Below are 22,112 nucleotides of genomic sequence, written 5' to 3' on the forward strand. Positions count from 1 at the left end.
CGGGTCTAGCACGTCCGCGCCGCGTGGACGATCGGGCTCAATCGTCCATCTTCAGCGCGGCGATGAAGGCTTCCTGCGGGATCTCGACCCGCCCGAACTGGCGCATGCGCTTCTTGCCCTCCTTCTGCTTGTCGAGGAGCTTGCGCTTGCGCGAGATGTCGCCGCCGTAGCACTTGGCGGTCACGTCCTTGGAGAGCGCCCGGATCGTCTCGCGGGCGATGATCTTGCCGCCGATCGCCGCCTGGACGGGGATCTGGAACAGGTGGCGGGGGATCAGGTCCTTCAGCTTCTCGCACATCGCCCGGCCGCGCGATTCCGCCCGGGTTCGGTGGACCAGCATCGAGAGCGCGTCGACGGGCTCGGCGTTCACCAGGATCGACATCTTCACGAGGTCGCCCTCGCGGTAGTCGGAGACGTGGTAGTCGAACGAGGCGTAGCCCTTCGAGATCGACTTCAGGCGATCGTAGAAGTCGAACACCACTTCATTCAAGGGCAGGTCGTACACGACCATGGCGCGCTTGCCGACGTAGTTGAGGTCGATCTGGACGCCGCGGCGGTCCTGGCAGAGCTTCAAGACGCCGCCGAGATACTCGTCGGGCGTGAGGATCGTGGCGCGGATCCAGGGCTCCTCGACCGTCTCGATCTTCATCGGGTCGGGCATGTCGGCGGGGTTGTGCAGCTCCCGGATCTCGCCGTCGCGCATGGCGAGGCGGTAGACCACGGAGGGCGCCGTCGAGATCAGGTCGAGGTTGAACTCGCGCTCCAGCCGCTCCTGGATGATCTCGAGGTGCAGGAGCCCGAGGAAGCCGCAGCGGAAGCCGAAGCCGAGCGCGGCGGAGGTCTCCATCTCGTAGGAGAACGAGGCGTCGTTGAGCCGGAGCTTGCCCATGGCCGAGCGCAGGTTCTCGAACTCGGCCGCGTCCACCGGGAAGAGGCCGCAGAACACGACGGCCTGGACCTCCTTGAAGCCCGCCATCATCTCGGTGGTCTGGCGCTTGTCCTCGGTGATGGTGTCGCCGACGCGGGTGTCGGCCACCTCCTTGATCGAGGCGGTGAGGAAGCCGACTTCGCCGGGGCCGAGCTCGCCGATATCGGCCATCTTCGGCCGGAACACGCCGATCCGATCGACGCCGTAGACCGCGTCCGCGCCCATCATGCGGATGGTCATGCCCTTCTTCAGCACGCCGTCCACGATGCGCACCAGCACCACGACGCCGAGATAGACATCGTACCAGGAATCGACCAGCAGCGCCTTCAAGGGCGCCGCGCGATCGCCCTTCGGCGGCGGCAGGCGCTTGACGATCGCCTCCAGCACCGCCTCGATGTTCAGCCCGGTCTTGGCCGAGATCGGCACGGCGTCGGAGGCGTCGAGCCCGATCACCTCCTCGATCTGCTCCTTCACCCGGTCGGGCTCGGCCGCCGGCAGGTCGACCTTGTTGAGGACGGGCACGATCTCGTGGTTGGCGTCGAGCGCCTGGTAGACGTTGGCGAGCGTCTGCGCCTCGACGCCCTGGCTCGCGTCCACCACCAGCAGCGAGCCCTCGCAGGCGGCGAGCGATCTCGAGACCTCGTAGGCGAAATCCACGTGGCCGGGCGTGTCCATCAGGTTGAGGACGTAGTCCTTCCCGTCCTCGGCCTTGTACTCCAGCCGGACGGTGTTGGCCTTGATGGTGATGCCGCGCTCGCGCTCGATGTCCATCGAGTCGAGCATCTGCTCGCCCATGTCGCGGAGCGCCACGGTGCCGGTCGCCTGGATCAGCCGGTCGGCCAGCGTCGACTTGCCGTGGTCGATATGCGCCACGATCGAGAAGTTGCGGATGTTGTCGATGGGCGCAGCGGTCATCGGCGGGGGTCTCCGGCGCGCGGCGGGCCCCGGGGGCGGCCGCTCCGCGCCGTGTCAGGAACGGGAATCTGTGTCGGTGAGGCGCGGGATAGCAGGGGGCCGTATCCGCGCCAAGCGCCGGCCGGACGCAGGGGCCGGAAACGCGCGCGGGCGCGGACGGCCGCGAGAGCCGCCCGCGCCCGAGGGCGCCCGGAGGGCGTCAGGCCTGGAAAGACCCCGCGCTCAGCGGCCGCGATCGCGGATCAGCCGCTCGATCTCGGCCTCGCCGTGGGCGCGGGCCTTCGCCTCGGTCGGGTGCTTGCGGTCCGAGCGCTGGTGCAGCTTGCCGTTCTTGCGGATGCTCCACTGGAACAGGCTGCCGGACTCGCCGACCGGTTCGACGTCGAGGCTGAAGGGGTAGGTGTCGGTCTGGATGTCGCTCATCCGGCCTATATGGTGCGCCGCGTCGCCCTTGCCAGAGGACGAACGCGCCAGGGCACGAAAGCGGCGCCCGAACGTTCAGGGCGCGCCCGCCTCCGCCCGCGCCTGGGCGGCCATCGCCACGAGCGCCTTGCGCAAGGCCCCCATGTCGGAGACCCGCTCCGGATAGGCCACCCGCACGGCGCGCTCGCCCGCCACGAGGTCCATCCCCTCCGGATCGAGCCCGGTGAGCTGCCAGCGTCCCTCGCCCCCGCCGGCCCCGGCCGCGTAGAGCGCCAGCGCGTCGGCATGGTCGGCGTTCATGTGCTCGACCGCGCCGCGCTCGCCAGCCACCACGCCCTCGGCGCCCGCGAGATCGAGGAGGAGTTCCGCCCGCGTCAGCGTCGCGGCCTTGGCGAAGCCGCCGTTCAGGTGGCCGGCGGACGGGTCGAGCGCGAAGAACCCGAAATCGGGGAAGTCCGCGTAGAGCTTCGCCTTCGGGTGGCGGGCGAGGAAGCGCTCGCGGGCGCGGGGCTCCGGGGTCGGCGCCGCCCGGCCCACCACCGTGAGGCGCGGATGGGCCAGCGGGTCGCCCTTGCCGCCGGCCGAGAAGAGCAGCGAGCAGCGCGGGTCAGCGAGCAGGTTGCGGGTGTGGGCGGAGAGGCGCGAGAGCAGCATCAGGGGCGTGCCGTCCGCGTCGGTCGCCATCGTCACCAGCGAGCAGAAGGGCGTGCCGTCGGGCTCCAGGGTGGCGAGCGCGCCGGAGCGGACCGTGCGCAGGAGGTCGCGCGCCAGCCCCACGGCGTCGAAGCCGGCTTCCGCGGCCGGCAGCGGCCGCGCCGGCCCGCGCCGCGCGCCGTCCGTGCCCCCGGCCGCCTCGCCCTGATCGGTCCCGCCCATCGTGCCTCCGGTCGCCGGTTCACCCGTCCCGCCCGTTCCGGGCGATCCTGCTCCGATCATAGGCATTTCGGCCGCCGGGGCGAGGGCGACATCGGCCCGCGGGCCGCCGCCGATACGGCCAAGCTACGCCCGGCGCTCGCTTTTTTCAAAGCTTCATACTAAAGCACCTGACCCTTCCGCGCGAAGCGGGCCGGGGGGCTGCCGCTCCTCCCGACCGCTCTCGCGTCACCGCCTGCCCCGGACCGGGGTCGGGTTCGGGCCGCCGGCCCTGAGCCCCGCCGCCGCCGTTTCAGTCAGGGAACGCGCATGCCGACCATCGCCCTCGTCGACGACGACCGCAACATCCTCACATCCGTGTCGATCGCGCTGGAGACCGAAGGATACCGGATCCAGACCTACACGGACGGCGCCTCGGCGCTCGACGGGCTGCGGCACTCGCCGCCGGATCTCGCCATCTTCGACATCAAGATGCCCCGCATGGACGGGATGGAGCTTCTCAGGCGCCTGCGGCAGAAATCGGACCTTCCGGTGATCTTCCTAACCTCGAAGGACGAGGAGATCGACGAGCTGTTCGGCCTCAAGATGGGCGCCGACGACTTCATCCATAAGCCGTTCTCGCAGCGTCTCCTCGTCGAGCGGGTCAAGGCGGTGTTGCGCCGCTTCGCCCCGAAGGACGGCCCCGGCGCGCCGCCCCGCGAGGCGGATGCCGCCGCCCGTTCCCTGGAGCGCGGCGCCCTGATGATGGACCCGGAGCGCCACACCTGCACCTGGAAGGGCGAGCCGGTGACGCTAACCGTGACCGAGTTCCTGATCCTGCAGGCCCTGGCCCACCGCCCCGGCGTCGTGAAGAGCCGCAACGCCCTGATGGATGCGGCCTACGACGATCAGGTCTACGTGGACGACCGCACCATCGACAGCCACATCAAGCGGCTGCGCAAGAAGTTCAAGGTGACGGACACGAACTTCGACATGATCGAGACCCTGTACGGGGTCGGATACCGCTTCAAGGAAGGCTGAGAGGCGGGCTCCCGCGACGACCCATCCTCAGTCCAAGACCTTCCGAGCCGTGCCGCCCGTAACCTCAGACGATTCGCCCCCGCGCCGCACCCTGTTCGGCCGGCCGCTGCCCACGCCCTTCACCTGGCCGCGTTCCGTCTGGGACGGGGTCGGCCAGCGCGCCGCCTCCAGCCTGACGCGCCGCATCGTCGTGCTCAACCTCGTTGGGTTGATCGCGCTGCTGGTCGGATTCCTCTACCTGAACCAGTTCCGCCAGGGCCTGATCCAGGCCCGCGTCCAGAGCCTCGCGATCCAGGGCGAGATCATCGCGAGCGCCATCGCCTCCTCGGCCTCCGTCGATACGGACACGATCCGGGTCGATCCGGACAAGCTGCTGCAGGATCAGGCCGGCGAGAGCGCGGAGGAGGAATCCGCCCCGCTCGCCTTCTCGCTGAACCCCGAGCGGGTGGCGCCGCTGCTCTCGCGCCTCGTCACGCCCACCGGCAACCGGGCCCGGGTCTACGACCGCGAGGGCGGCCTGCTGTTCGATACCCGCTCGCTGTTCAACCGCGAGGGGCGGGGCGATCCGGCACCCCAGCACGCGCCGAACGCGCTGGAGCGGGCGGTGTCCTGGGTCCACGCCCACCTTGCCACCCTGTTCGGCGGGCGCTCGAAGGCCACCGAGGAGGTCGGCCCTGCCAACGGCCATTCGCTGCGCGAGGTCCAGACCGCCCTCTCCGGCGCCCGCGGCAGCCTGGTCCGCCGCAACACGGTCGGCGAGACCACGGTCTCGGTCGCGGTGCCGATCCACAAGGGGGGGCAGGTCCGCGGCGCCCTGCTGATCTCGACGCAAGGGGACGCAATCGACCGGGTCATCGCCTCCGAGCGCTTCGGCCTGTTCCAGGTCTTCATCGTCGCCGCGCTGGTGATGGTGGTGCTCTCGATCCTGCTCGCCGGGGCCATCGCCGGGCCGGTGCGGCGGCTGGCCGAGGCCGCCGAGAAGGTGCGGATGGGCATCAAGACCCGCGAGGAGATCCCCGACTTCACCGACCGCACCGACGAGATCGGCCACCTCTCGGGCGCGCTGCGCGACATGACCCAGGCGCTCTACCGGCGCATCGACGCCATCGAGAGCTTCGCGGCGGATGTCAGCCACGAGTTGAAGAACCCGCTGACTTCGCTGCGCAGCGCCGTCGAGACCCTGCCGCTCGCCAAGACCGACGATTCCCGCAGCCGCCTGATGGCGATCATCCAGCACGACGTGCGCCGCCTCGACCGGCTGATCAGCGACATCGCCGACGCCTCGCGCCTCGACGCGGAACTGGCGCGCGCCGAGGCGCGGCGCGTGGACATGCGCAAGCTCCTGACCACGGTGATCTCGGTCGCCAACGAGCGGCGGCGCCCGAAGGACTGCCTGATCCAGCTCGACATCGAGGCGCCGCCCGGCAGCGACGAGGCGCCCTTCGCCATCATCGGCCACGACAGCCGGCTGGGACAGGTGGTCAACAACCTGATCGACAACGCCCGCTCGTTCTCGCCCTCCGACGCGAAGGTGCGGGTGGCGCTCCGGCGCGTGCGCGGCGAGGTCGAGATGATCTGCGAGGACGAGGGGCCGGGCATTCCCGAGCACGCCCTGGAGCGGATCTTCGAGCGCTTCTACACCGACCGGCCGGAGCAGGGATTTGGCCAGAACTCGGGCCTCGGCCTCTCGATCTCGCGGCAGATCGTGCAGGCGCACCGAGGCTCGATCCGGGCCGAGAACAGGCCCGGCCCGGCCAACGAGGACGGCGAGCCGACGGTGCGCGGCGCTCGCTTCATCGTGCGCCTGCCGGCGGCCCCCCGCCAACTCGCCGCCTGAGCCGGTGACGCGCCTCACAGCGCACGCCACCTGCGTGGTGCTGGGGGAGGCGGGCGTGCTGATCCGGGGGGCGTCGGGCTCCGGCAAGTCGAGCCTCGCGCTGGCGCTGCTCGACCGGGCCCGGCTCGCCGGCGGCTTCGCGGCCCTCGTCGGCGACGACCGGGTGCGGCTGGCGCGGCATCACGACCGCCTCGTGGCCCGCCCGCACCCGCGTGTCGCCGGCCTGATCGAGGTGCGGGGCCTCGGCATCCGCGAAGCCGCCGGTCTCGGCCACGCCGCGTTGCCGGCCTGCGTTCTGCGCCTCGCCGTCGATCTCGTGGCCGCGGGTCCACGCCTGTCGGAGCCGGAGGCCGGCCGGACCCGGATCCTCGGCCTGGACCTGCCCTGCCTCGTCGCGGATCGGGCCCTGCGTGATTCGGGGCTCGTTCCCGGACTGGTCTCCGCGATGCTTTTCGCGTGCGCGAGGACGCCTACGGGCGTTGCTTCGCGGCCGCACAGCCCGGCTGAGAGTTCGGCCGTAGAGCAGGGGGCATAGCGCGCCCGTGACGGTCGTGGCATGATGATGACGCTGTTTTGAGCAAAACGTCGCGACTGCCTTGTGTCGGGGGTGTGCGATGCACAACATGGCGGCTCGGTTCACAGGACGTCGGAACGTGCGTCGATGATTGGCATGGTGCTCGTCACCCACGGTTTGCTCGCGACCGAGTTCAAGGCCGCGCTCGAGCACGTGGTCGGCCCGCAGGAGCAGATCGAGACCATCACGATCGGCCCGGACGACGACATGGAGATGCGCCGCCGGGACATCATGTCGGCGGTCGGGCGCGTGAACACGGGCACCGGCGTGGTGGTGCTCACCGACATGTTCGGCGGCACGCCCTCGAACCTCGCGCTCTCCTGCATGAACGGCGGTGCGGTCGAGGTGGTCGCCGGCATCAACCTGCCGATGCTCATCAAGCTTGCCAGCGTGCGCGAGGAGGAGTCCCTCGGCGACGCCGTGCTCCACGCCCAGGAGGCGGGCCGCAAGTACATCAACGTCGCCTCCCGGGTGCTCGCCGGCAAGTGACTCGGACAAGTGACCCGGACGTGACGTCCCCGTGATCCGGCGCGGCCGATCCGGACTTCCGTCCTCCCCCCGAACCAGCTAGGCACTGAGCACGACGGTCCCGAGCCGTCGCCCGCGCGGAATCGAGGGCGCACCGTGCCGATGGACGACCTCTACGAGACGGACGACGACCCGCCGGTGCCGGAGGGCGGGTTCCTGCGGACCCTGCCGATCATCAACCGGCGCGGCCTGCACGCCCGGGCCTCGGCCAAGTTCGTGCAGACGGTAGAGCGCTTCGACGCGGCCGTGACGGTGACCCGGGCCGGCGAGACGGTGGGCGGGCGCTCGATCATGGGCCTGCTGACGCTCGGCGCCGCACAGGGCACCTCGGTCGCCGTCACCGCCGTCGGCACCGATGCCCAGGCCTGCCTCGACGCGATCGAGGCGTTGCTCGCCAACCGCTTCGGCGAAGACGAGTAGGCGACCTTCGATCGTCCGGTTTCCGGACGCCGCAGCCGCGGGGTGAAGGGGATTCGCAACGGACGGTTAAGGTTACCGTCCTAGATATGCTCGCATTGTTCCGTATCCCGGCGGTTCGGCCGCCCTGAGGATCACTGCGATGCGTAACCGATCCCTGGCAATGCTGGCGCTTCTCGGCCTGACCGCCGCCGACGCACGGGCGGCTGACCTCGGATACGATTACCTGCGCGGTTCCGAATACGACGAGCCGGCCGTTGTGACGACCGCGCTGATCGATTGGAGCGGCGTCTATGCCGGCGGCCATGTCGGCTGGAGCACGACGAACTTCGGCTTCAAGAATGCTGGCCGTACGGAGATCGCCCACATTCTCCGGCAGACCCTGGTCGAGAAGGAGTTCGGGGTCTCCACTTGGAATCAGCTCACTGACAAGCGTCGCAGCGGGCTCTCCTACGGCGGGTTCGGCGGCTTCAACGTCCAGTACGGAGACGTCGTCTTCGGTGTAGAGGGCGACTATACGAGCCTCAACCAGAAGGCCTATGCCGCGGATTCGGTCTCACGCTACATGCAGGGCTCGACGGGGCTCTACTACTCGGTCACGGCAAACACCACATCGCGGGTCGCGCTGACCGATTACGGCACGCTTCGTGCCCGCATCGGGTACGCCTTCGGGCCCCTTCTGCCGTTCGTCACCGGCGGCCTGGCACTTGGTCGCGCCGTCGTCGGCAACGAGGTGAGCGTCTTCACCGGAGAGTACACCGATCTCGCCCGTCAGGCGCGGGTGGGGGGCAGCGGTTGGCAGACCACCGCCAATCACGGCGAGAAATATGCGGCCGGCGCCGCGCTGGGTGCCGGCATCGACTATGCCATCACCTCCAACGTCTTTCTGCGGGCCGAGTATCAGTACATTCTCTTCGGCAAGTTCGGCGATCACCTGATGAACGTGAACACCGTCCGCAGCGCCGTCGCGGTCAAGTTCTGAGCCCCGGACCGACGAGAAGCCTGAGCGAGCGGAGCGGTACGATGACAGGTCGATATCCAGCCTGCCTGTTGCTCGGCGCCTTCGCGGCCGCGCTGCTGGCTCCCGTCGCCCCGGCCATGGCACAGGGATATGGCCCCCCGCCGCGCCCTTGCGCGCCCGCGCCCTGCCGCCGGCCGCCACCGCCGCCCGGGTTCGGCTACGGCCCACCGGCCATCGTCAGCGGATACCTGCCGCGCAACAACAACCTGCCGATGTACAACGAGCCTCCGGCGCGCCGGCCTGCGTGGTGAGCGCGCGTCAGCTCTCCAGCTCGCTGTCCCAGTACAGGTAATCGAGCCAGGTGTGGTGGTACTGCCGGTGGTCGAACTCGGGCTGGCGGTGGTGCAGCTCGTAGCGGGTGGGGCGGCGCGGCTCGTTGAGGAGCGGCATCGCGGCCTCGTCCGGGGTGCGGTTGGCCTTGCGCAGGTTGCAGGGGCTGCAGGCCGCGACCACGTTCTCCCAGCTCGACAGGCCACCGCGGGAGCGGGGCACCACATGGTCGAAGGTCAGGCCCCCGGAGGGGAGGCGCAGGCCGCAATACTGGCAGCTGAAGCCGTCGCGCAGGTAGATGTTGTAGCGCGTGAAGGCCGGACTGCGCGCCAGCGTCACGTAGTTCTTGAGGGCGACGACGCTCGGCACCCGGAGCGAGCGGCTCGGCGAGCGCGCCTCGACGTCGTAGCTCGCCACCAGGGTCACCCGGTCGAGGAACAGGGCGGTGAAGGCGTCCTTCCAGGACCAGAGCGAGAGCGGATTGTAGGAGAGCGGCCGGTAATCCGCGTTCAGCACGAGGGTCTGCAGGTCCATCATCGGCACCACGCTTCGAACGGTGGCCCGGCGGCAGGTCGCGCAGGCCAGATGCGGCGCGCAGCCTCCGGGCGGGGAACGACGGGATCGACGGTGTCGCGGCGCTGTCTGACGGGCGCGTGACAGGCACAGGGCGCCGACGCGTGGGGCGGCCGCGGACGTTGGGGTATAGGACGGGCCGACGGGCGCCCGAGGGGACCCGAGGTGGCGGATACGACCGCCGCGTGGCGGGGCGCCGGCGGCTCGCCGCCCGGCCGCGCCCCTTCGCGTGGTAACGAAAAGGCCCTGTCCATCGGGGCTTAGTCTAATATCAGGGTGACAGCCTTGTGAAGCCGCGTTCGCATCACCCGGCGACGCACCCACAGGATGGCGCGATCACGGGCCGGGGCCGCCCCGATCGCGCTGCGCGAGGCGGCCCGCTCGTGGGCGGGCAGGATCCGCGCCGGCCCCGGGTCGCCAGCGGCGGCCTTTCGCACTATGACTGGCCCCGGCCCGCCCGCGTACCCGGCGGTCCCAAACCCTCCGGGCGCCCGCGTGCCCCGAGAGACGGCGCCGAGAGGGCGCCGCGACCCCGCATGCCACAGATCTGCGCCCGCCCGCCGCTCCCGCGCCGGCACGCGCCACAGAAGGATGCCGCAGAAGGATGCTGATGAGCCGACGTCCGAGCCGCCCAGCGAGCCGAGGCCTGCCCCCGCACGGCCTGTCCGAGACGCGCCGCGGACCGCGCCTGGCCCTTCTGGCGCTGCTGGCCGGCCTCGTCGCCGCGCCCGCGGCGCTCGCTCAGCAGCCCGCGGCCCAGCAATCTCCCGCGCTCCAGCAGGCGCCCGCGGCCCAGCAGGCGCCCGCGGCTCAGCAAGCGCCCGCGGCTCAACAAGCGCCGGCCCCGAAGCCCAAGCCGGCGCCCGAGCTGTCCGAGCAGGCCAAGCAGGTTCGGGCCAAGCTCGACGCGGCCAAGGAGGTGCTCGACCGGCAGGAGAAGGAGCTCGGCCAGACCCACGTCTCGATGGCGGACCTCGCGGCGATCCGCGACACCGTCGCACCGATCGTCGATGAGATGCGCACCCTCGTCGCCCAGATCGACGCGCCGCTCGCCTCCGCCCGGGAGCGGCTCAGCCAGCTCGGGCCCAAGCCCAAGGACGCGCCCGAGAGCGCGGACGTCGCCGAGGAGCGCGCCGAGCGCGAGGCGGCGGTGGTGCGCATCGACGATTTCCAGCGCCTCGCCCGCGCCACGCTGGTCCAGGGCGACCAGATCATCGACCGGGTCCAGAACAAGCGCCGCGCCTCCTTCACCAAAGGGCTGTTCGAGCGCTCCCTGTCCCTGGTGAGCCCGACCTTGTGGAGCCGGGTCGCGGCCGACATCCCGCGCGACACCCGCTCGCTGCAGAGCGCGCTCGCCGACATCGGCCTGCTGTTCACGCGCAACGGCACGGTCTGGAACCTGCTGCTGCTCGGGCTCGCCTTCGGCGTCTCGGCGGCGCTCTATCTCGGGCGGCGCAACATCGCGCCCAAGCTCGGGCGGCGCGATGCCGCTCGAACTGATCCGACCCGACGCGAGACCCTGCTCGGTGCCTGGCGGGTGATCCTTGTAGGCACCCTGCCGGCGGTCGCGGGCAGCTACGCGGTCTACTACGCTCTCGACGCCACCGACCTGCTGCCCTCGCGGCTCCTGCCCTTCGCGGGCGCCGTGCTCGGGGGGCTAGCCTTCATCGGCTTCGTCGAGGCGCTCTGCGACGGTCTGCTCTCGCCCGACAAGCCGGCCTGGCGGCCTGCCCCGGTGAGCGACGCCGCCGCCACACGGGTGAAGCGGCTGGCGGTCGGCATCGCCACCGTCATCACCGTGGTCAAGGCGATCGAGGCGCTCAACACCGGCATCTCGGCGGCGCTACCGATCTCGATCGCCACCCGCGGCGTCGGGGCACTCGCGATGGCCATGATGCTAGCGATCGGCCTGCACCGCTTCGCCGACCGGGAGGAGGAGGAGGAGGCCTGCTTCGGCCCCTACGTGCCGACCAAGACCACCACCGGCATCGGCGGTCCCGCGCGGCTGTTCGGCTGGGCGGCGGTGGTCGTGATCGTGGGCGCGGACCTCGGCGGCTACGTCGCCTTCGCGAGCTTCCTGATCGACCAGCTCGTCTGGACCGCGAGCCTCCTCGTCCTGCTCTACCTGCTGGCGCAGAGCGTGGATTCGTTCGTGGGCGGCACGCTCTGCGACGACACCCGCTTCGCGACCGCGCTCCAGGCCAATACGGGTCTGCGCAAGCGCTCGCTCAACCAGATCGCGGTGCTGACCACGGGCGCCTCGCGAGTGGTGCTCTACCTGCTCGTGGCGCTGCTCGCGCTCGCGCCCTGGGGGCTCGATTCCACCGACATCTTCTCCTCGGTGCGCTCGGCCTTCTTCGGCTTCAAGGTCGGCGACGTCACCATCTCGCTCTCCACTATCACCTTCGCCATCGCAATCATGGTGCTGGGTGTCGCGATCACGCGGGGCATCCAGCGCTGGCTGGAGAACACCTACCTGCCGGCGACCGATCTCGACGCGGGCCTGCGCAACTCGATCTCGACGGTCTCGGGCTATTGCGGCTTCCTGCTCGCGTTGGCCATCGCCTTCTCGTATCTGGGCCTGAGCCTCGAGAAGCTGACGATCGTGGCCGGCGCGCTCTCGGTCGGTATCGGTTTCGGCCTGCAATCGATCGTCAACAACTTCGTCTCCGGCCTGCTGCTGCTCTGGGAGCGCCCGATCCGCGTCGGCGACCAGGTGCTGATCGGCGACAGCGAGGGCATCGTGAAGCGCATCTCCGTGCGCTCCACCGAGATCCAGACCTTCGACCGCTCTGCCGTGATCGTGCCGAACTCGAACCTGATCTCCGGCATCGTGAAGAACCGGGTGCGCGGCGACCGGATCGGCCGCACCTCGATCACGGTGAGCATCCCGCGCGCCCTCGATCCGGTGCGGGCGGCCGAACTGATGATCGAGACCGCCTCCGGGCTGCCCGAGGTGCTGAAGGATCCCGCGCCCCGGGTGGTGTTCCGCAAGATCGGCGACGCCAACCTCGATTTCGAGCTGATCGTGATGATCGTCGACGTCTCGCTCTCCCTGAAGGTGACGAACGACTTGAACTTTGCGGTCTTCAGGGCCTTATCGGATGCTGGCTTCATCCCGATCGCGGGCCCGCCCTCGAGCTTCGTCACGGTGCAGGGCCTCGACGGGATGCAGACCGCGATGTCCGAGATCGCGACCCGGTTCGGGCAGGGCGGCCCGCGCCGGGACGGCACGGCCGACGCCGCCAAGCGCGAGGCGGCCGAGTAGGGGTTTGGGAGGCGGAAGGGTGCGGGGGATCGGTCTCATCGGCGGCATCTGCGCGGTGGCGCTTCTCGGCGGCTGCGCGGGCAATACCGGATCGCCCGTCGCCGCGGTCCCGACCCTCTACCTTCCGCTCGCCAGCTCCGCGGCCCAGCTCGATGCCGCGGCGGCGCGCGACATGATCTCCGCCTACCGGCGCAACCGGGGCGAGAAGCCGCTGGTGATCGACCCGGACCTGCAGCGCCTCGCCGAGGCCGAGGCCGCCGCGATGGCACTGGCCGACCGGCCGAGCAAGGCGCAGACGGTGAAGACCGCGGTCGCGCGCCTCGGCTACGACCAGGCCAACGCCAACCTCTCGGCGGGCTACCACACCTTGGCCGAGGCCTTCTCGGGCTGGCGCGACAGCCCGCCCCACAACGCCGTGATGCTCGATCCAGCCGCAACCCGCATGGGCATCGCCACGGCCTTCGCGCCGGGCTCGAAGTACAAGGTCTACTGGGCGCTGCTGACGGCCAAGTAGCCGGTGGACGCGCAAGGGGAGGGGCGGATGCGGCGCGCGGTCCGGGTTCTCGTGGCGCTGCTCGTGCTCACCGCCCCGGCGCTCGCCGAGGAGCTTCGCGTCAGCCTCGGCACCGCGACGCCCGGCGGCGGCTTCCCGGCTTACGCGGAGGCGCTGGTCGCGGCCCTGCGCGAGGCCGATCCCAGCCTCGTCGTCGAGACGCGCCCGACCGGCGGCTCGGTGGAGAATCTCGGCCTCCTGCGCCGTGGCGCCCTCGACCTCGCGCTGGTGCAGGGCGAGCACGCCTACCCGGCGCTGGCGGACGAGACCGCGCCGCGCCTCACCGTCGTCGCGCCGATCTACCCGACGCCCGGCCTCTTCGTGCTGCCGGCCGAGAGCCCCGTACGGCAGGTGGCGGATCTGCGTGGCCGCGCCGTCGCGCTGGGCACGCGGGATTCGGGGCTGACCGCGATGGGCCGGGCCGTGCTCGCCGCCTCCGGCCTCGATCCCGAGCGGGACGTCGTGCCAGTCGTCCTCGCGCGGGCGGGCGACGGGCCGGACCTCGTGCGCGCCGGCGCGGTCGCGGCCCTGTGGGGCGGGGGCCTGCGCTGGCCGGGCTTCACGGCCCTCGCGGCCGATCCAGGCGGCGCGCGCTTCCTGGCACCCGCGCCCGAGGCGGTCGCGCGCCTCCTGGCGGAGCGCCCCTCCCTGCGCCGGATGCGTGTGCCGGCCGGGACCTTCCCGGGGCAGGCGGAGCCGATCGACACGGTGGGATCGTGGAGCCTTATCCTCGCTCGACCGGATCTGCCGCCAGAGACTGCGGAGCGCCTCGTCCGGGCGATGGTGCGAGCGGGCGAGGCCCTCGGGCGCGCCACCGGCCAGGGCGGCGGCAGCGACCCGCGCAACCTCGCGGAGGCGGTGCCTCCGGCATGGCTCAATCCCGGGACAGCACGGGCACTCGCGGACCCCACGCGGGCGCCTTAGCGCGCTCTCCGGGACCCGCGTCCCTTAAGGCAGGCCCTTCGCCGGCACGGGCGGGGCCTCCTTCAGCAGCGTCACCGTCACCCGGCGGTTGGCGGCCAGATAGGGGTTGTCGGGAAACAACGGCTCGGTGTCGGCCTTGCCGGCGACCGAGGCGAAACGGTCGTCGGGCACGCCGGCGCCTGCCAGGATCTCGCGGGTGCTGATCGCGCGCGCGGCCGAGATCTCCCAGGGCGGCGCCAGCGGGCGCCGTCCCGGCCGGTCGGTCGCCGTGAAGCCCGTGACGGCGATGCGGTTGGGCATCTGCCTGAGCAGCGGCGCGAGCTTCTCCAAGAGGCGGCGTGTCTGGTCGGTCGGCCGGCTCGACCCGTCCGGGAACATCGAGCGCCCGTCCTGATCGACGATCGAGACATCGAGGCCCTGCTCGGTCCTGGCGACGACGACGTTCTTCGACACCTCGGCGATGTCGGGCAGATCCTGTAGCGCCTGCCGCAGCGATGCGGCGGCGAGGCCGAAGCTGTCAGGCTCGCTCGCGCTGTTCACGCCCAGGGCGGCGTCCGAGTCCGGCCTCGGCGGGGTGGTGCGGTCGGTCGCGCGGTCGGGCGGGATGTCGCGCAGGTAGCGGACGTGGTCGGCCGCGGGCAGGCCCTTGTGCTCGATGATGCCGGCAAAGCGCGATTCCTTGTTGATGCCGAAGGCGTCGCGCATCGAGCCCGCCACCGCCTGCATCTTCTTCTGGTCCTGCGTCGAGTACGCCGCGATCATCACGAAGAAGCTCATCAGCAGCGCCATCAGGTCGGCGAAGGTCACGAACCAGCCGTGGCCGCCATGCGCGCCGCCGCGCTTCTTCTTGGCCACCGTGCGGGCCCTCCGCTACCGATGCCCGGCCGCCGTCACGCCGCAGCCTCCTCGAGCGGCTCGCGGTGGGCGTGCGGCAGGTAGGCGACCAGCATCTCGCGCACCAGCGTCGGGCTCTTCTGGTCGCGGATCATCAGGATGCCGTCGATGATCAGCGAGCGGGAGACGTCCTCCTCCTCGACCTTCAGGTGCAGCTTGTCCGCGATCGGCAGCGCGACGAGGTTTGCGATCAGCGCCCCGTAGAGGGTGGCGAGCAGCGCAGTCGCCATCGCTGGGCCGAGCTTCGAGGGATCGGACATGTTGGCGAACATCGTCACCATGCCGAGGATCGTGCCGATCATGCCCCAGGCCGGCGCGCAGTCGCCGAAGGCGCGGTAGATCTTCGAGCCCTCCTCGAGGTGCATCAGGAAGTTGTCGCGGTCCCGCTCCATCGTGTCGCGGATGAACTCGCGCTCGTAGCCGTCGGCGACGTAGCGCGCGCCCTGGGCCAGGAAGGGATCGGAGATCTCCATGTTCTCCAGCGCCATCGGCCCGCTCTTGCGCACGGTCTCGGCGATCTTGGTGATCTCCTCGATCAGGTCGTGCGGCTTCACCGCCCGCATGGTGAAGGCGTAGCGCAGGCCCATCGGCAGGCCGTGTGCGATGGCCGAGAAGGGGAACCGGATGATCGTCGCCATCACGGAGCCGCCGAAGATGACGATGACCGCGTGCTTGTCGAAGTAGGCGGCGAAGTTGCCGCCGTCGATCATGATCAGCGTGAACACCACGCCGACGCCGCCGAGCAGCCCGATACCGGTTGCGAGATCCATGATGAGACGACCCGGCGCGGGATATCGGACAAGCGCGGCGCCGCGGCGCTTGCGGCCCGCGCCTCCCGATGGTTAGCAAATCATGCTGAACGAACCGTAAAGAGCCGGGCCCTGAACCCAGCCGTCATGCGCCGTTCAGCCGGGACGCCGCATAAGCCGTCCCGTCCCGAGGTGCCGGCCCGCCAGAGAGCGGTGCGGACCGAGGGGGCGGCGCCCCGCCCGGCGCCGTCGGGGGTAGCATCGGAGTTGGCATGTCGCTGGTTCGTCTCTACGCGCGGGTGCTGGGCCTCCTCGGCTCAGACCGCAGGCTGGCCTGGGCGCTCGCCGGCGCGAACGTGATGCTGGCGGTGGCGGCCTTCGCCGAGCCGCTGCTGATGGGCCGCATCATCGATCAGCTGACGCATCTCAAGCGCGGCGGCGACGCCATGGGCACGATGCTGCCGCTGATCCTGGCCTGGGTCGGCTTCGGCTTCTTCACCATCGCGGCGGGCGTCGCGATCGCGCTCCACGCCGACCGGCTCGCCCACCGCAACCGCCTCGGAACGATGGCGCGCTACTTCGAGCACGTGCTCGACCTGCCGCTCGCCTTCCACGCCTCGAACCATTCCGGCACCGTGCTCAAGGCCATGCTGGAGGGCACGAACGGCATGAACGGCTTCTGGCTCGGGTTCTTCCGCGACCACCTCGCGGCGCTGATCTCGCTCGGCGTGCTCCTGCCGATGACCCTCTTCGTGAACTGGAAGCTCGGCCTCATCCTCGTGGTGCTGGTGATGGTCTTCACCGCGCTCACCACCTTCGTGATGCGCCGCACCGAGACGCTGCAGGGCCGCGTCGAGGCCTATAACTCGGGCCTCGCCGCCCACGCCTCGGACGCGCTCGGCAACGTCGCGGTCATCCAGTCCTTCACCCGCGCCAAGGCGGAGAAGGATGCGATGCGCGACATCATCCAGAACCTGCTCGCCGCCCAGATCCCGGTCCTGTCCTGGTGGGCGCTGGCCAACGTCGCCACCCGCGCCTCGGCCACCATCACCATGACGGCGATCTTCGTGACCGGCATCTTCCTGTACCAGGCCGGCACCACCACGGTCGGCGAGGTCGTGGCCTTCATGGGCTTGGCGACCGCCCTCGTGGCCCGCCTCGACCACGTGGTCGGCTTCGTCAACGGCGTGTTCCAGCAGGCCCCGAAGATCGCCGAGTTCTTCGCGATCTTCGACACGGTCCCGGCCGTCCGCGACCGGCCGCACGCTCTGCAAATCGCCCGCTTCGAGGGCGACGTCAGCTTCGAGGGCGTGGAGTTCTCCTACGACGGCCGCCGCAAGGCGCTCGACGGGGTCTCGTTCGCGGCCCGGGCCGGCGAGACGGTGGCGCTTGTCGGCACCACGGGCTCGGGCAAGTCGACGACCCTCGGCCTGCTGCACCGCAGTTTCGATCCGGCCGCGGGCGCCATCCGGATCGACGGGATCGACATCCGCGACATCGGCCTCTCCAGCTTGCGCCACAACATCGGCGTGGTCTTCCAGGAGCCGATGCTGTTCGCCCGCTCGATCCGCGAGAACCTGCAGGTCGGCTGCCCCGAGGCCACCGACGCTGAGATGCTCGACGCCCTGGAGCGCGCCCAGGCCTCCGCCTTCATGGCACGCCAACCCGACGGGCTCGACACGATCATCGGCGAGCGCGGCCGCTCGCTCTCCGGCGGCGAGCGCCAGCGCCTCTCGATCGCCCGGGCTCTCCTGAAGAATCCGCCGATCCTGATCCTCGACGAGGCCACCTCGGCGCTCGACGCCGCCACCGAGCGCAAGCTCCAGGGCGCCTTGGAGACCGTGATGGAGGGCCGCACCACCTTCGTGATCGCCCACCGCCTCGCCACGATCCGCAACGCCGACCGCATCCTGGTCTTCCACGAGGGGAAGATCGTCGAGGCTGGCACCTTCGACGCGCTGGTGGCCGAGGGCGGCCGCTTCGCCGAGCTCGCCCGGGCTCAGTTCATGGCCGCCGAGGCGGCGGAGGACGGCGTCGAGATGGCGATGGCGGCGTGAGGGAGATGGGCCCGTCCCCTGGCGGGGAAGGGCTCTTGCTCACCGTTCGGCCCCCCTCTCCCCGCAAGCGGGGGAGGGGGGGCCACCCCAGCTTGACCATTGACAGCCGCGCCCCGCTCGCCCCAGGAAGCCCCATGGGACGACGCATGCAGCGGACAGGGGCATGGCGGGCCGCCATCGGCGTGCTCACTCTCTACGCGCTCGTGCTGCAGGGCCTGCTCGGCGGCGTCGCCGCCGCCCGGATGAGCTTGCAGGCCAGCGGGATCATCTGCTCAGATCACCGCGCGGACGCGGGCCAGGAGCGGGACGAACAGACCGGCCACCAATCCTGCTGCTCCACGGCCTGCCGGCTCGCCGCCTGCGCGCTGGCCGCTCCCGAGATCGAGGCGATACCCGCCGCCGTGCCGGCGCTCGCCCGCGAACGGCGCTGGCACGCCGTCCAAGCCCACGCGCCGCCCGCCCGGACCCACCGCTCAGCCGCACCCCGCGCACCGCCCGCCGCCACCTGACCCGTCGCCCGTAAGCGACCGGTCGGCCGGCGGCCGTCTTCACTCAGGACGATTCCGGCCCCTGCATCGAGCCCCGCGACGCGGCCGCGCGAGAAGCGCCCGCGCGCCTCCTCTCCTCGACAGGAGCCGCCCGCGCCGACGCCCAAGGACCGTCGCGCGACCCGGGCGCAGGAGCCGTCATGTCCCCTCGATCCATCGCCGCCTGCCTGGCGGTCGCGACCTGCCTTGCCCCGAACGCCGCCATGTCCGGCCCCGCGGCGCCCGACGCCGTCGAACTCGACATGCTGGAGGTGACCGCGACCGGTGCCCCCGCGCCCCGCGGCCTCAACCTCGCGACGCCCGCCCCCTCGGCGAGCCGGCTCGGCCTCACGCCCCTCCAGACGCCCGCCAGCGTCGACGTCATCCCGGGCGCGGTGGTGCGCGAGCGCGGGCAGATTACCGTGAATGAGGCGGTCACCCAGAACGGCGTCGGCATCGCCAGCACCGCCTCGCCGGGCACCGGCAACTCCGCCTTCTCGGCCCGCGGCTTCGTCGGCACCAACTCGGTGATGCGCCTCTACGACGGCGTGCGCCTCTACACGAGCACCCAGACCTTCCCGTTCGACACCTGGAACGTCGCGCGCATCGAGGTGCTGCGCGGCCCGGCCTCTGTGCTCTACGGCGAGGGCGCGGTCGGTGGCGTGATCGACGTCGTGCCGAAGCGCCCGACCTTCACGGACGTGAGCGAGGCCCGGGTCGGCTTCGGCTCGGACTACACCCGCCGCGTCGCGGCCGGCTCCGGCGGCCCGATCAGCGACGTGCTGGCCTACCGCCTCGACGTCAGCCGCAACGCGGGCGCGGGCTGGCTGCGCCCGAACGGCGACTTCGAGAACCTCGCGGTCTCGGGGAGCCTGCTCTACCGGCCGAGTGCCGACCTCGCGGTGACGCTCTCGAACGATTACGGGGACACCGCCCCGGAGCGCTACTGGGGCTCGCCCCTCGTCAACGGCCGCGTGCCCCGCATCCTGCGGGACACCAACTTCAACGTTGCCGACAGCGAGATCCGCTGGCGCGACAACTGGACTGTGCTCAAGGCCGAGTGGAGCCCGAGCGCCGACCTTTCCGTCCGCAACGTCGCCTATCGGATGACGAGCGACCGTTTCTACCGGAACGCCGAAGGCTCCGCCTTCCTACCGGCGACGGGGCTCGTCCAGCGCTCCCTCTTCGCCGAGATCCGCCACGATCAGGAGCAGATCGGCAACCGCCTCGACGCGACGCTGCGCGGCGACGTCTTCGGCCTACCCAGTCGGACGGTGCTGGGTGCCGAGGTCAATCGCATCCGCTACCGGCACATCAACAACCGGCCCTACGGCGGCACCGACCTCGTCGATCCCTTCGCCTTCGTGCCCGGCCGCTTCATCAACCTCGCGGGCACCGCGCCGGGCTACGAGAACGTGGTCGACCAGTACGCCCTCTTCGCCGAGAACCGCCTCGTGCTCACCAAGGAGCTCTCGCTGGTGACGGGCCTCCGCTACGACGCGCCCATCATCCGCGGGGCGGACCTGCGCGCCGGCACGCGCTTCCGCTCCGATTTCGAGGCGCTGAGCTGGCGCGCCGGCCTCGTCTACCAGCCGCGACCCGACGTCTCGCTCTACGCGCAAGTCGCCACTGCCGTGGACCCGGTCGGCAACTTCGTCTCGCTGCAGCCGGCCCAGAAGGACTTCCGCCTGTCCACCGGCCGGCAGGTCGAGATCGGGGCCAAGGGCCTGTTCTGGGCGGGCACGGCGGAATGGACGCTGGCCGGCTACCGCATCGTCAAGGACAACCTCGTCAGTGCCGTGCCGGGCCAGCCGGGCGTCGGCGTGCAGGTCGGCAGCCAATCCTCGCAAGGGTTCGAGGCGGCGCTCTCCCTCTCGCCGTGGGAGAACTGGCGCCTCGACGCCAACCTCGCGCTGCTCCACGCCCAGTACGACGATTTCAGCCAGACGGTCGCGGGCCGGGTGGTCTCCTACGCCGGCAACTTCCCGGTCGACGTGCCCGAGCGGGTCGCCAACCTCTGGCTCGCCTGGGCCTTCGCGCCGCGCTGGGAGGCGCGGCTCGGCGTGCAGCATGTCGGGCCGATGGCGAGCGACTTCGCCAACCTGCTGCTGCGGCCGGACTACACGCTCCTGAACACCGTGCTCGACTACCGTCCGGATCCCGGCTCGCGCCTGTCGCTGCGGGTCTACAACCTCACCGACGAAGTGTACGCCGCCGCCCGCGGGGGCAACGCGACCTCTCTCCTGCTCGGTCGGCCCCGCACGGTCGAGCTCATCTACGACGTGGTCTTCTGATGAGCGCCCTCGGAAAGCGCCTGCGGCGCTGGCTCTACCTCACGCACCGCTGGCTCGGCATCCTCACCGGCCTGCTCTTCGCCACGTGGTTCGTCTCCGGCGTGGTGATGATGTATGTGGGCTTCCCGCGCCTCACGGACGCCGAGCGTCGCGCCGCCCTGCCGCCGATCGCCTGGGACCGCGTGGCGGTCGAGCCGGAGGCGGCCCTGGCCCGGGCCGGCCTCCCGCGCGACGCGGTGCGCCGCCTCGACCTCGCGATGCTCGCCGACGAGCCGGTCTGGCGCCTCACGCCCTGGGACGGCCCACGCCGCACGCTCTCGGCTGTCGACGGGCGCCCGATCGACGGCATCCCGGCCGAGCGGGCGCTGGCCGTAGCGCGCCACCACCCGGCGGCCGGCGCGATCGCCGATCTCGGGCTCGTCGAGCGCGACCAGTGGAGCGTGCACCAGCGCTTCGATCCGCTGCGGCCCCTCCACCGCGTGGCGCTCGGCGACGCGGCCGGCACCCAGCTCTACGTCTCGGGCCTGACCGGCGAGATCGCGCTGGACACGACGCGTCACGAGCGCGTCTGGAACTGGTTCGGCGCGGTGCCGCACTGGATCTACTTCACGCCGCTGCGGGCGCAGCTCGATCTCTGGCGCGACACGGTGCTCTGGCTCTCCGGCATCGGGATCGTCGGGGCGGTCACCGGCCTCGTCGTCGGGGTGATGCGGGTGCGCCTGCGGCGGCGCTACGCGCGCGGCCAAATCACGCCCTACCAGGGCTGGATGGCGTGGCACCACCTCGGCGGCCTCGTCGCCGGCACGACGCTCGTCACCTTCGTCGTGAGCGGCTGGATCTCGATGAATCCCAACCGCTGGTTCTCGCCGCGAGAGCCGGACCGCGCTTCGCTCGCGCGCTACGCGGGACCGGCGGAGCCGTGGCCGGACCTCGACCGCGCCGCGCTCGCCGCCGCCTGTCCGGACGCGCGGGAGGCCCGGCTCTCGCGCCTCGACGGGCAGGCGCGGGTGATCCTCGCCTGCGCGGACGGGCGGACGCTCACCTGTTGCGGGGCAGCGCTCGACCCGGGCCGGCTCGCCGCCGCCGCCGCCCGCCTTCTGCCGGATGCGGCGCCTCCCACCATCGAGCACTTAGTGGCTGAGGATCTCTACTGGTACGGCCATCACCACGACCGTCTGCTGCCGGTGCTGCGCGTCCGCTTCGCCGACCCCTCCGCGACGTGGTTCCACATCGATCCGGCGACCGGCGAGATCCAGAATCGGACCGACCGCTCGAACCGGCTCTACCGTTGGCTGTTCAACGCGCCGCACAGCTTCGATTTCGGGCTCCTCCTCCGGCACAGGCCCGCCTGGGATCTGCTGCTGATCACCCTGTCGCTCGGTGGCCTTCTGATCTCGGCCTCCGGCGTGGTTATTGGCTGGCGCCGGCTCGGGTTGAGGATGCGCTAGGGGGGCGCTCGGAGGCCCG

General features: G+C 71.1%; 19 protein-coding genes. 13 read left to right on the forward strand and 6 right to left on the reverse strand.

Annotation, left to right across the window (positions count from 1 at the left end; translation table 11 throughout):
- Positions 1 to 37: 37 nt before the first annotated feature.
- The 3 genes from lepA to MFF56_RS09280 form a co-directional block, all read right to left on the reverse strand.
- Positions 38 to 1,843 (reverse strand): translation elongation factor 4, encoded by a 1,806-nt coding sequence (gene lepA, locus MFF56_RS09270; protein ID WP_066923223.1) that lies wholly within the window; start codon positions 1,841 to 1,843, stop codon positions 38 to 40.
- A 222-nt stretch (positions 1,844 to 2,065) separates the two neighbouring features.
- Positions 2,066 to 2,266: a hypothetical protein gene (locus tag MFF56_RS09275; RefSeq protein ID WP_066923227.1), complete on the reverse strand. Its 201-nt coding sequence runs from the start codon at positions 2,264 to 2,266 to the stop codon at positions 2,066 to 2,068.
- 75 nt (positions 2,267 to 2,341) lie between these two features.
- Entirely contained in the window at positions 2,342 to 3,142 is an 801-nt protein-coding gene (locus tag MFF56_RS09280) for a HugZ family pyridoxamine 5'-phosphate oxidase (RefSeq protein WP_238229960.1), read from the reverse strand.
- Between the two features lie 306 nt (positions 3,143 to 3,448).
- Here MFF56_RS09280 and MFF56_RS09285 point away from each other — a divergent pair, with 306 nt between their 5' ends.
- From MFF56_RS09285 to MFF56_RS09310, 6 genes are all read left to right on the forward strand, one after another.
- Positions 3,449 to 4,159, forward strand: coding sequence for a response regulator transcription factor (locus MFF56_RS09285; protein ID WP_066925139.1), 711 nt, complete (start codon positions 3,449 to 3,451; stop codon positions 4,157 to 4,159).
- A gap of 91 nt (positions 4,160 to 4,250) precedes the next feature.
- On the forward strand, positions 4,251 to 5,996 hold the full coding sequence (locus MFF56_RS09290; protein ID WP_066925255.1) for a sensor histidine kinase: 1,746 nt from the start codon (positions 4,251 to 4,253) through the stop codon (positions 5,994 to 5,996).
- A 4-nt stretch (positions 5,997 to 6,000) separates the two neighbouring features.
- Positions 6,001 to 6,531 carry an HPr kinase/phosphorylase gene (locus MFF56_RS09295; RefSeq protein WP_082773244.1) on the forward strand — a complete coding sequence of 177 codons (531 nt, stop codon included), beginning with the start codon at positions 6,001 to 6,003 and terminating at the stop codon, positions 6,529 to 6,531.
- Positions 6,532 to 6,657: 126 nt separating this feature from the next.
- The gene (locus tag MFF56_RS09300) at positions 6,658 to 7,059 is read left to right on the forward strand and encodes a PTS sugar transporter subunit IIA (RefSeq protein WP_066925142.1); all 402 of its coding nucleotides are present in this window, start codon (positions 6,658 to 6,660) and stop codon (positions 7,057 to 7,059) included.
- A 141-nt stretch (positions 7,060 to 7,200) separates the two neighbouring features.
- Positions 7,201 to 7,518 carry an HPr family phosphocarrier protein gene (locus MFF56_RS09305; protein WP_066925145.1) on the forward strand — a complete coding sequence of 106 codons (318 nt, stop codon included), beginning with the start codon at positions 7,201 to 7,203 and terminating at the stop codon, positions 7,516 to 7,518.
- Positions 7,519 to 7,657: 139 nt separating this feature from the next.
- Positions 7,658 to 8,497, forward strand: a complete 840-nt coding sequence (locus MFF56_RS09310; RefSeq protein ID WP_082773245.1) for an outer membrane protein — start codon at positions 7,658 to 7,660, stop codon at positions 8,495 to 8,497.
- Between the two features lie 297 nt (positions 8,498 to 8,794).
- On the opposite strand, the gene MFF56_RS09315 is transcribed toward MFF56_RS09310, so the two are convergent.
- Positions 8,795 to 9,343, reverse strand: a complete 549-nt coding sequence (locus MFF56_RS09315; RefSeq protein ID WP_066925151.1) for an HNH endonuclease — start codon at positions 9,341 to 9,343, stop codon at positions 8,795 to 8,797.
- A gap of 646 nt (positions 9,344 to 9,989) precedes the next feature.
- Between MFF56_RS09315 and MFF56_RS09320 the strand changes: the two genes are divergently transcribed.
- From MFF56_RS09320 to MFF56_RS09330, 3 genes are read left to right on the forward strand one after another with little or no spacing between them, the layout of a single operon-like run.
- The gene (locus tag MFF56_RS09320; RefSeq protein WP_156453894.1) at positions 9,990 to 12,647 is read left to right on the forward strand and encodes a DUF3772 domain-containing protein; all 2,658 of its coding nucleotides are present in this window, start codon (positions 9,990 to 9,992) and stop codon (positions 12,645 to 12,647) included.
- 19 nt (positions 12,648 to 12,666) lie between these two features.
- Positions 12,667 to 13,161: a CAP domain-containing protein gene (locus tag MFF56_RS09325; protein ID WP_197430691.1), complete on the forward strand. Its 495-nt coding sequence runs from the start codon at positions 12,667 to 12,669 to the stop codon at positions 13,159 to 13,161.
- A 27-nt stretch (positions 13,162 to 13,188) separates the two neighbouring features.
- A complete protein-coding gene (locus MFF56_RS09330; protein WP_066925154.1) occupies positions 13,189 to 14,124 on the forward strand; it encodes a TAXI family TRAP transporter solute-binding subunit in 936 nt (311 codons plus the stop codon).
- 24 nt (positions 14,125 to 14,148) lie between these two features.
- Here MFF56_RS09330 and MFF56_RS09335 read toward each other — a convergent pair whose 3' ends face one another.
- Positions 14,149 to 14,979, reverse strand: a complete 831-nt coding sequence (locus MFF56_RS09335; protein WP_066925158.1) for an OmpA/MotB family protein — start codon at positions 14,977 to 14,979, stop codon at positions 14,149 to 14,151.
- Between the two features lie 35 nt (positions 14,980 to 15,014).
- Positions 15,015 to 15,788: a motility protein A gene (locus MFF56_RS09340; protein ID WP_066925161.1), complete on the reverse strand. Its 774-nt coding sequence runs from the start codon at positions 15,786 to 15,788 to the stop codon at positions 15,015 to 15,017.
- Positions 15,789 to 16,039: 251 nt separating this feature from the next.
- Here MFF56_RS09340 and MFF56_RS09345 point away from each other — a divergent pair, with 251 nt between their 5' ends.
- From MFF56_RS09345 to MFF56_RS09360, 4 genes are all read left to right on the forward strand, one after another.
- Positions 16,040 to 17,824: a glucan ABC transporter ATP-binding protein/ permease gene (locus MFF56_RS09345; protein ID WP_066925164.1), complete on the forward strand. Its 1,785-nt coding sequence runs from the start codon at positions 16,040 to 16,042 to the stop codon at positions 17,822 to 17,824.
- A 134-nt stretch (positions 17,825 to 17,958) separates the two neighbouring features.
- Positions 17,959 to 18,333, forward strand: a complete 375-nt coding sequence (locus tag MFF56_RS09350) for a hypothetical protein (protein ID WP_156453895.1) — start codon at positions 17,959 to 17,961, stop codon at positions 18,331 to 18,333.
- Between the two features lie 179 nt (positions 18,334 to 18,512).
- On the forward strand, positions 18,513 to 20,645 hold the full coding sequence (locus tag MFF56_RS09355) for a TonB-dependent receptor (protein ID WP_238229961.1): 2,133 nt from the start codon (positions 18,513 to 18,515) through the stop codon (positions 20,643 to 20,645).
- On the forward strand, positions 20,645 to 22,093 hold the full coding sequence (locus MFF56_RS09360; protein ID WP_066925176.1) for a PepSY domain-containing protein: 1,449 nt from the start codon (positions 20,645 to 20,647) through the stop codon (positions 22,091 to 22,093). The genes MFF56_RS09355 and MFF56_RS09360 overlap by 1 nt, the downstream gene beginning before the upstream one ends.
- Positions 22,094 to 22,112 lie beyond the last annotated feature (19 nt).

This window comes from Methylobacterium hispanicum, assembly GCF_022179285.1.
In the GTDB taxonomy this organism is placed as follows: Bacteria; Pseudomonadota; Alphaproteobacteria; order Rhizobiales; family Beijerinckiaceae; genus Methylobacterium; species Methylobacterium hispanicum.

Coding starts and splice junctions, on each gene's coding strand:
- MFF56_RS09300 (WP_066925142.1), top strand. CDS start 6,658: ATGATTGGCATGGTGCTCGTCACCCACGGTTTGCTCGCGACCGAGTTC.
- MFF56_RS09360 (WP_066925176.1), top strand. CDS start 20,645: ATGAGCGCCCTCGGAAAGCGCCTGCGGCGCTGGCTCTACCTCACGCAC.
- MFF56_RS09275 (WP_066923227.1), bottom strand. CDS start 2,266: ATGAGCGACATCCAGACCGACACCTACCCCTTCAGCCTCGACGTCGAA.
- MFF56_RS09280 (WP_238229960.1), bottom strand. CDS start 3,142: ATGGGCGGGACCGATCAGGGCGAGGCGGCCGGGGGCACGGACGGCGCG.
- MFF56_RS09315 (WP_066925151.1), bottom strand. CDS start 9,343: ATGATGGACCTGCAGACCCTCGTGCTGAACGCGGATTACCGGCCGCTC.
- lepA (WP_066923223.1), bottom strand. CDS start 1,843: ATGACCGCTGCGCCCATCGACAACATCCGCAACTTCTCGATCGTGGCG.
- MFF56_RS09305 (WP_066925145.1), top strand. CDS start 7,201: ATGGACGACCTCTACGAGACGGACGACGACCCGCCGGTGCCGGAGGGC.
- MFF56_RS09285 (WP_066925139.1), top strand. CDS start 3,449: ATGCCGACCATCGCCCTCGTCGACGACGACCGCAACATCCTCACATCC.
- MFF56_RS09310 (WP_082773245.1), top strand. CDS start 7,658: ATGCGTAACCGATCCCTGGCAATGCTGGCGCTTCTCGGCCTGACCGCC.
- MFF56_RS09355 (WP_238229961.1), top strand. CDS start 18,513: ATGTCCCCTCGATCCATCGCCGCCTGCCTGGCGGTCGCGACCTGCCTT.
- MFF56_RS09320 (WP_156453894.1), top strand. CDS start 9,990: ATGAGCCGACGTCCGAGCCGCCCAGCGAGCCGAGGCCTGCCCCCGCAC.
- MFF56_RS09350 (WP_156453895.1), top strand. CDS start 17,959: ATGGGACGACGCATGCAGCGGACAGGGGCATGGCGGGCCGCCATCGGC.
- MFF56_RS09330 (WP_066925154.1), top strand. CDS start 13,189: ATGCGGCGCGCGGTCCGGGTTCTCGTGGCGCTGCTCGTGCTCACCGCC.
- MFF56_RS09340 (WP_066925161.1), bottom strand. CDS start 15,788: ATGGATCTCGCAACCGGTATCGGGCTGCTCGGCGGCGTCGGCGTGGTG.
- MFF56_RS09345 (WP_066925164.1), top strand. CDS start 16,040: ATGTCGCTGGTTCGTCTCTACGCGCGGGTGCTGGGCCTCCTCGGCTCA.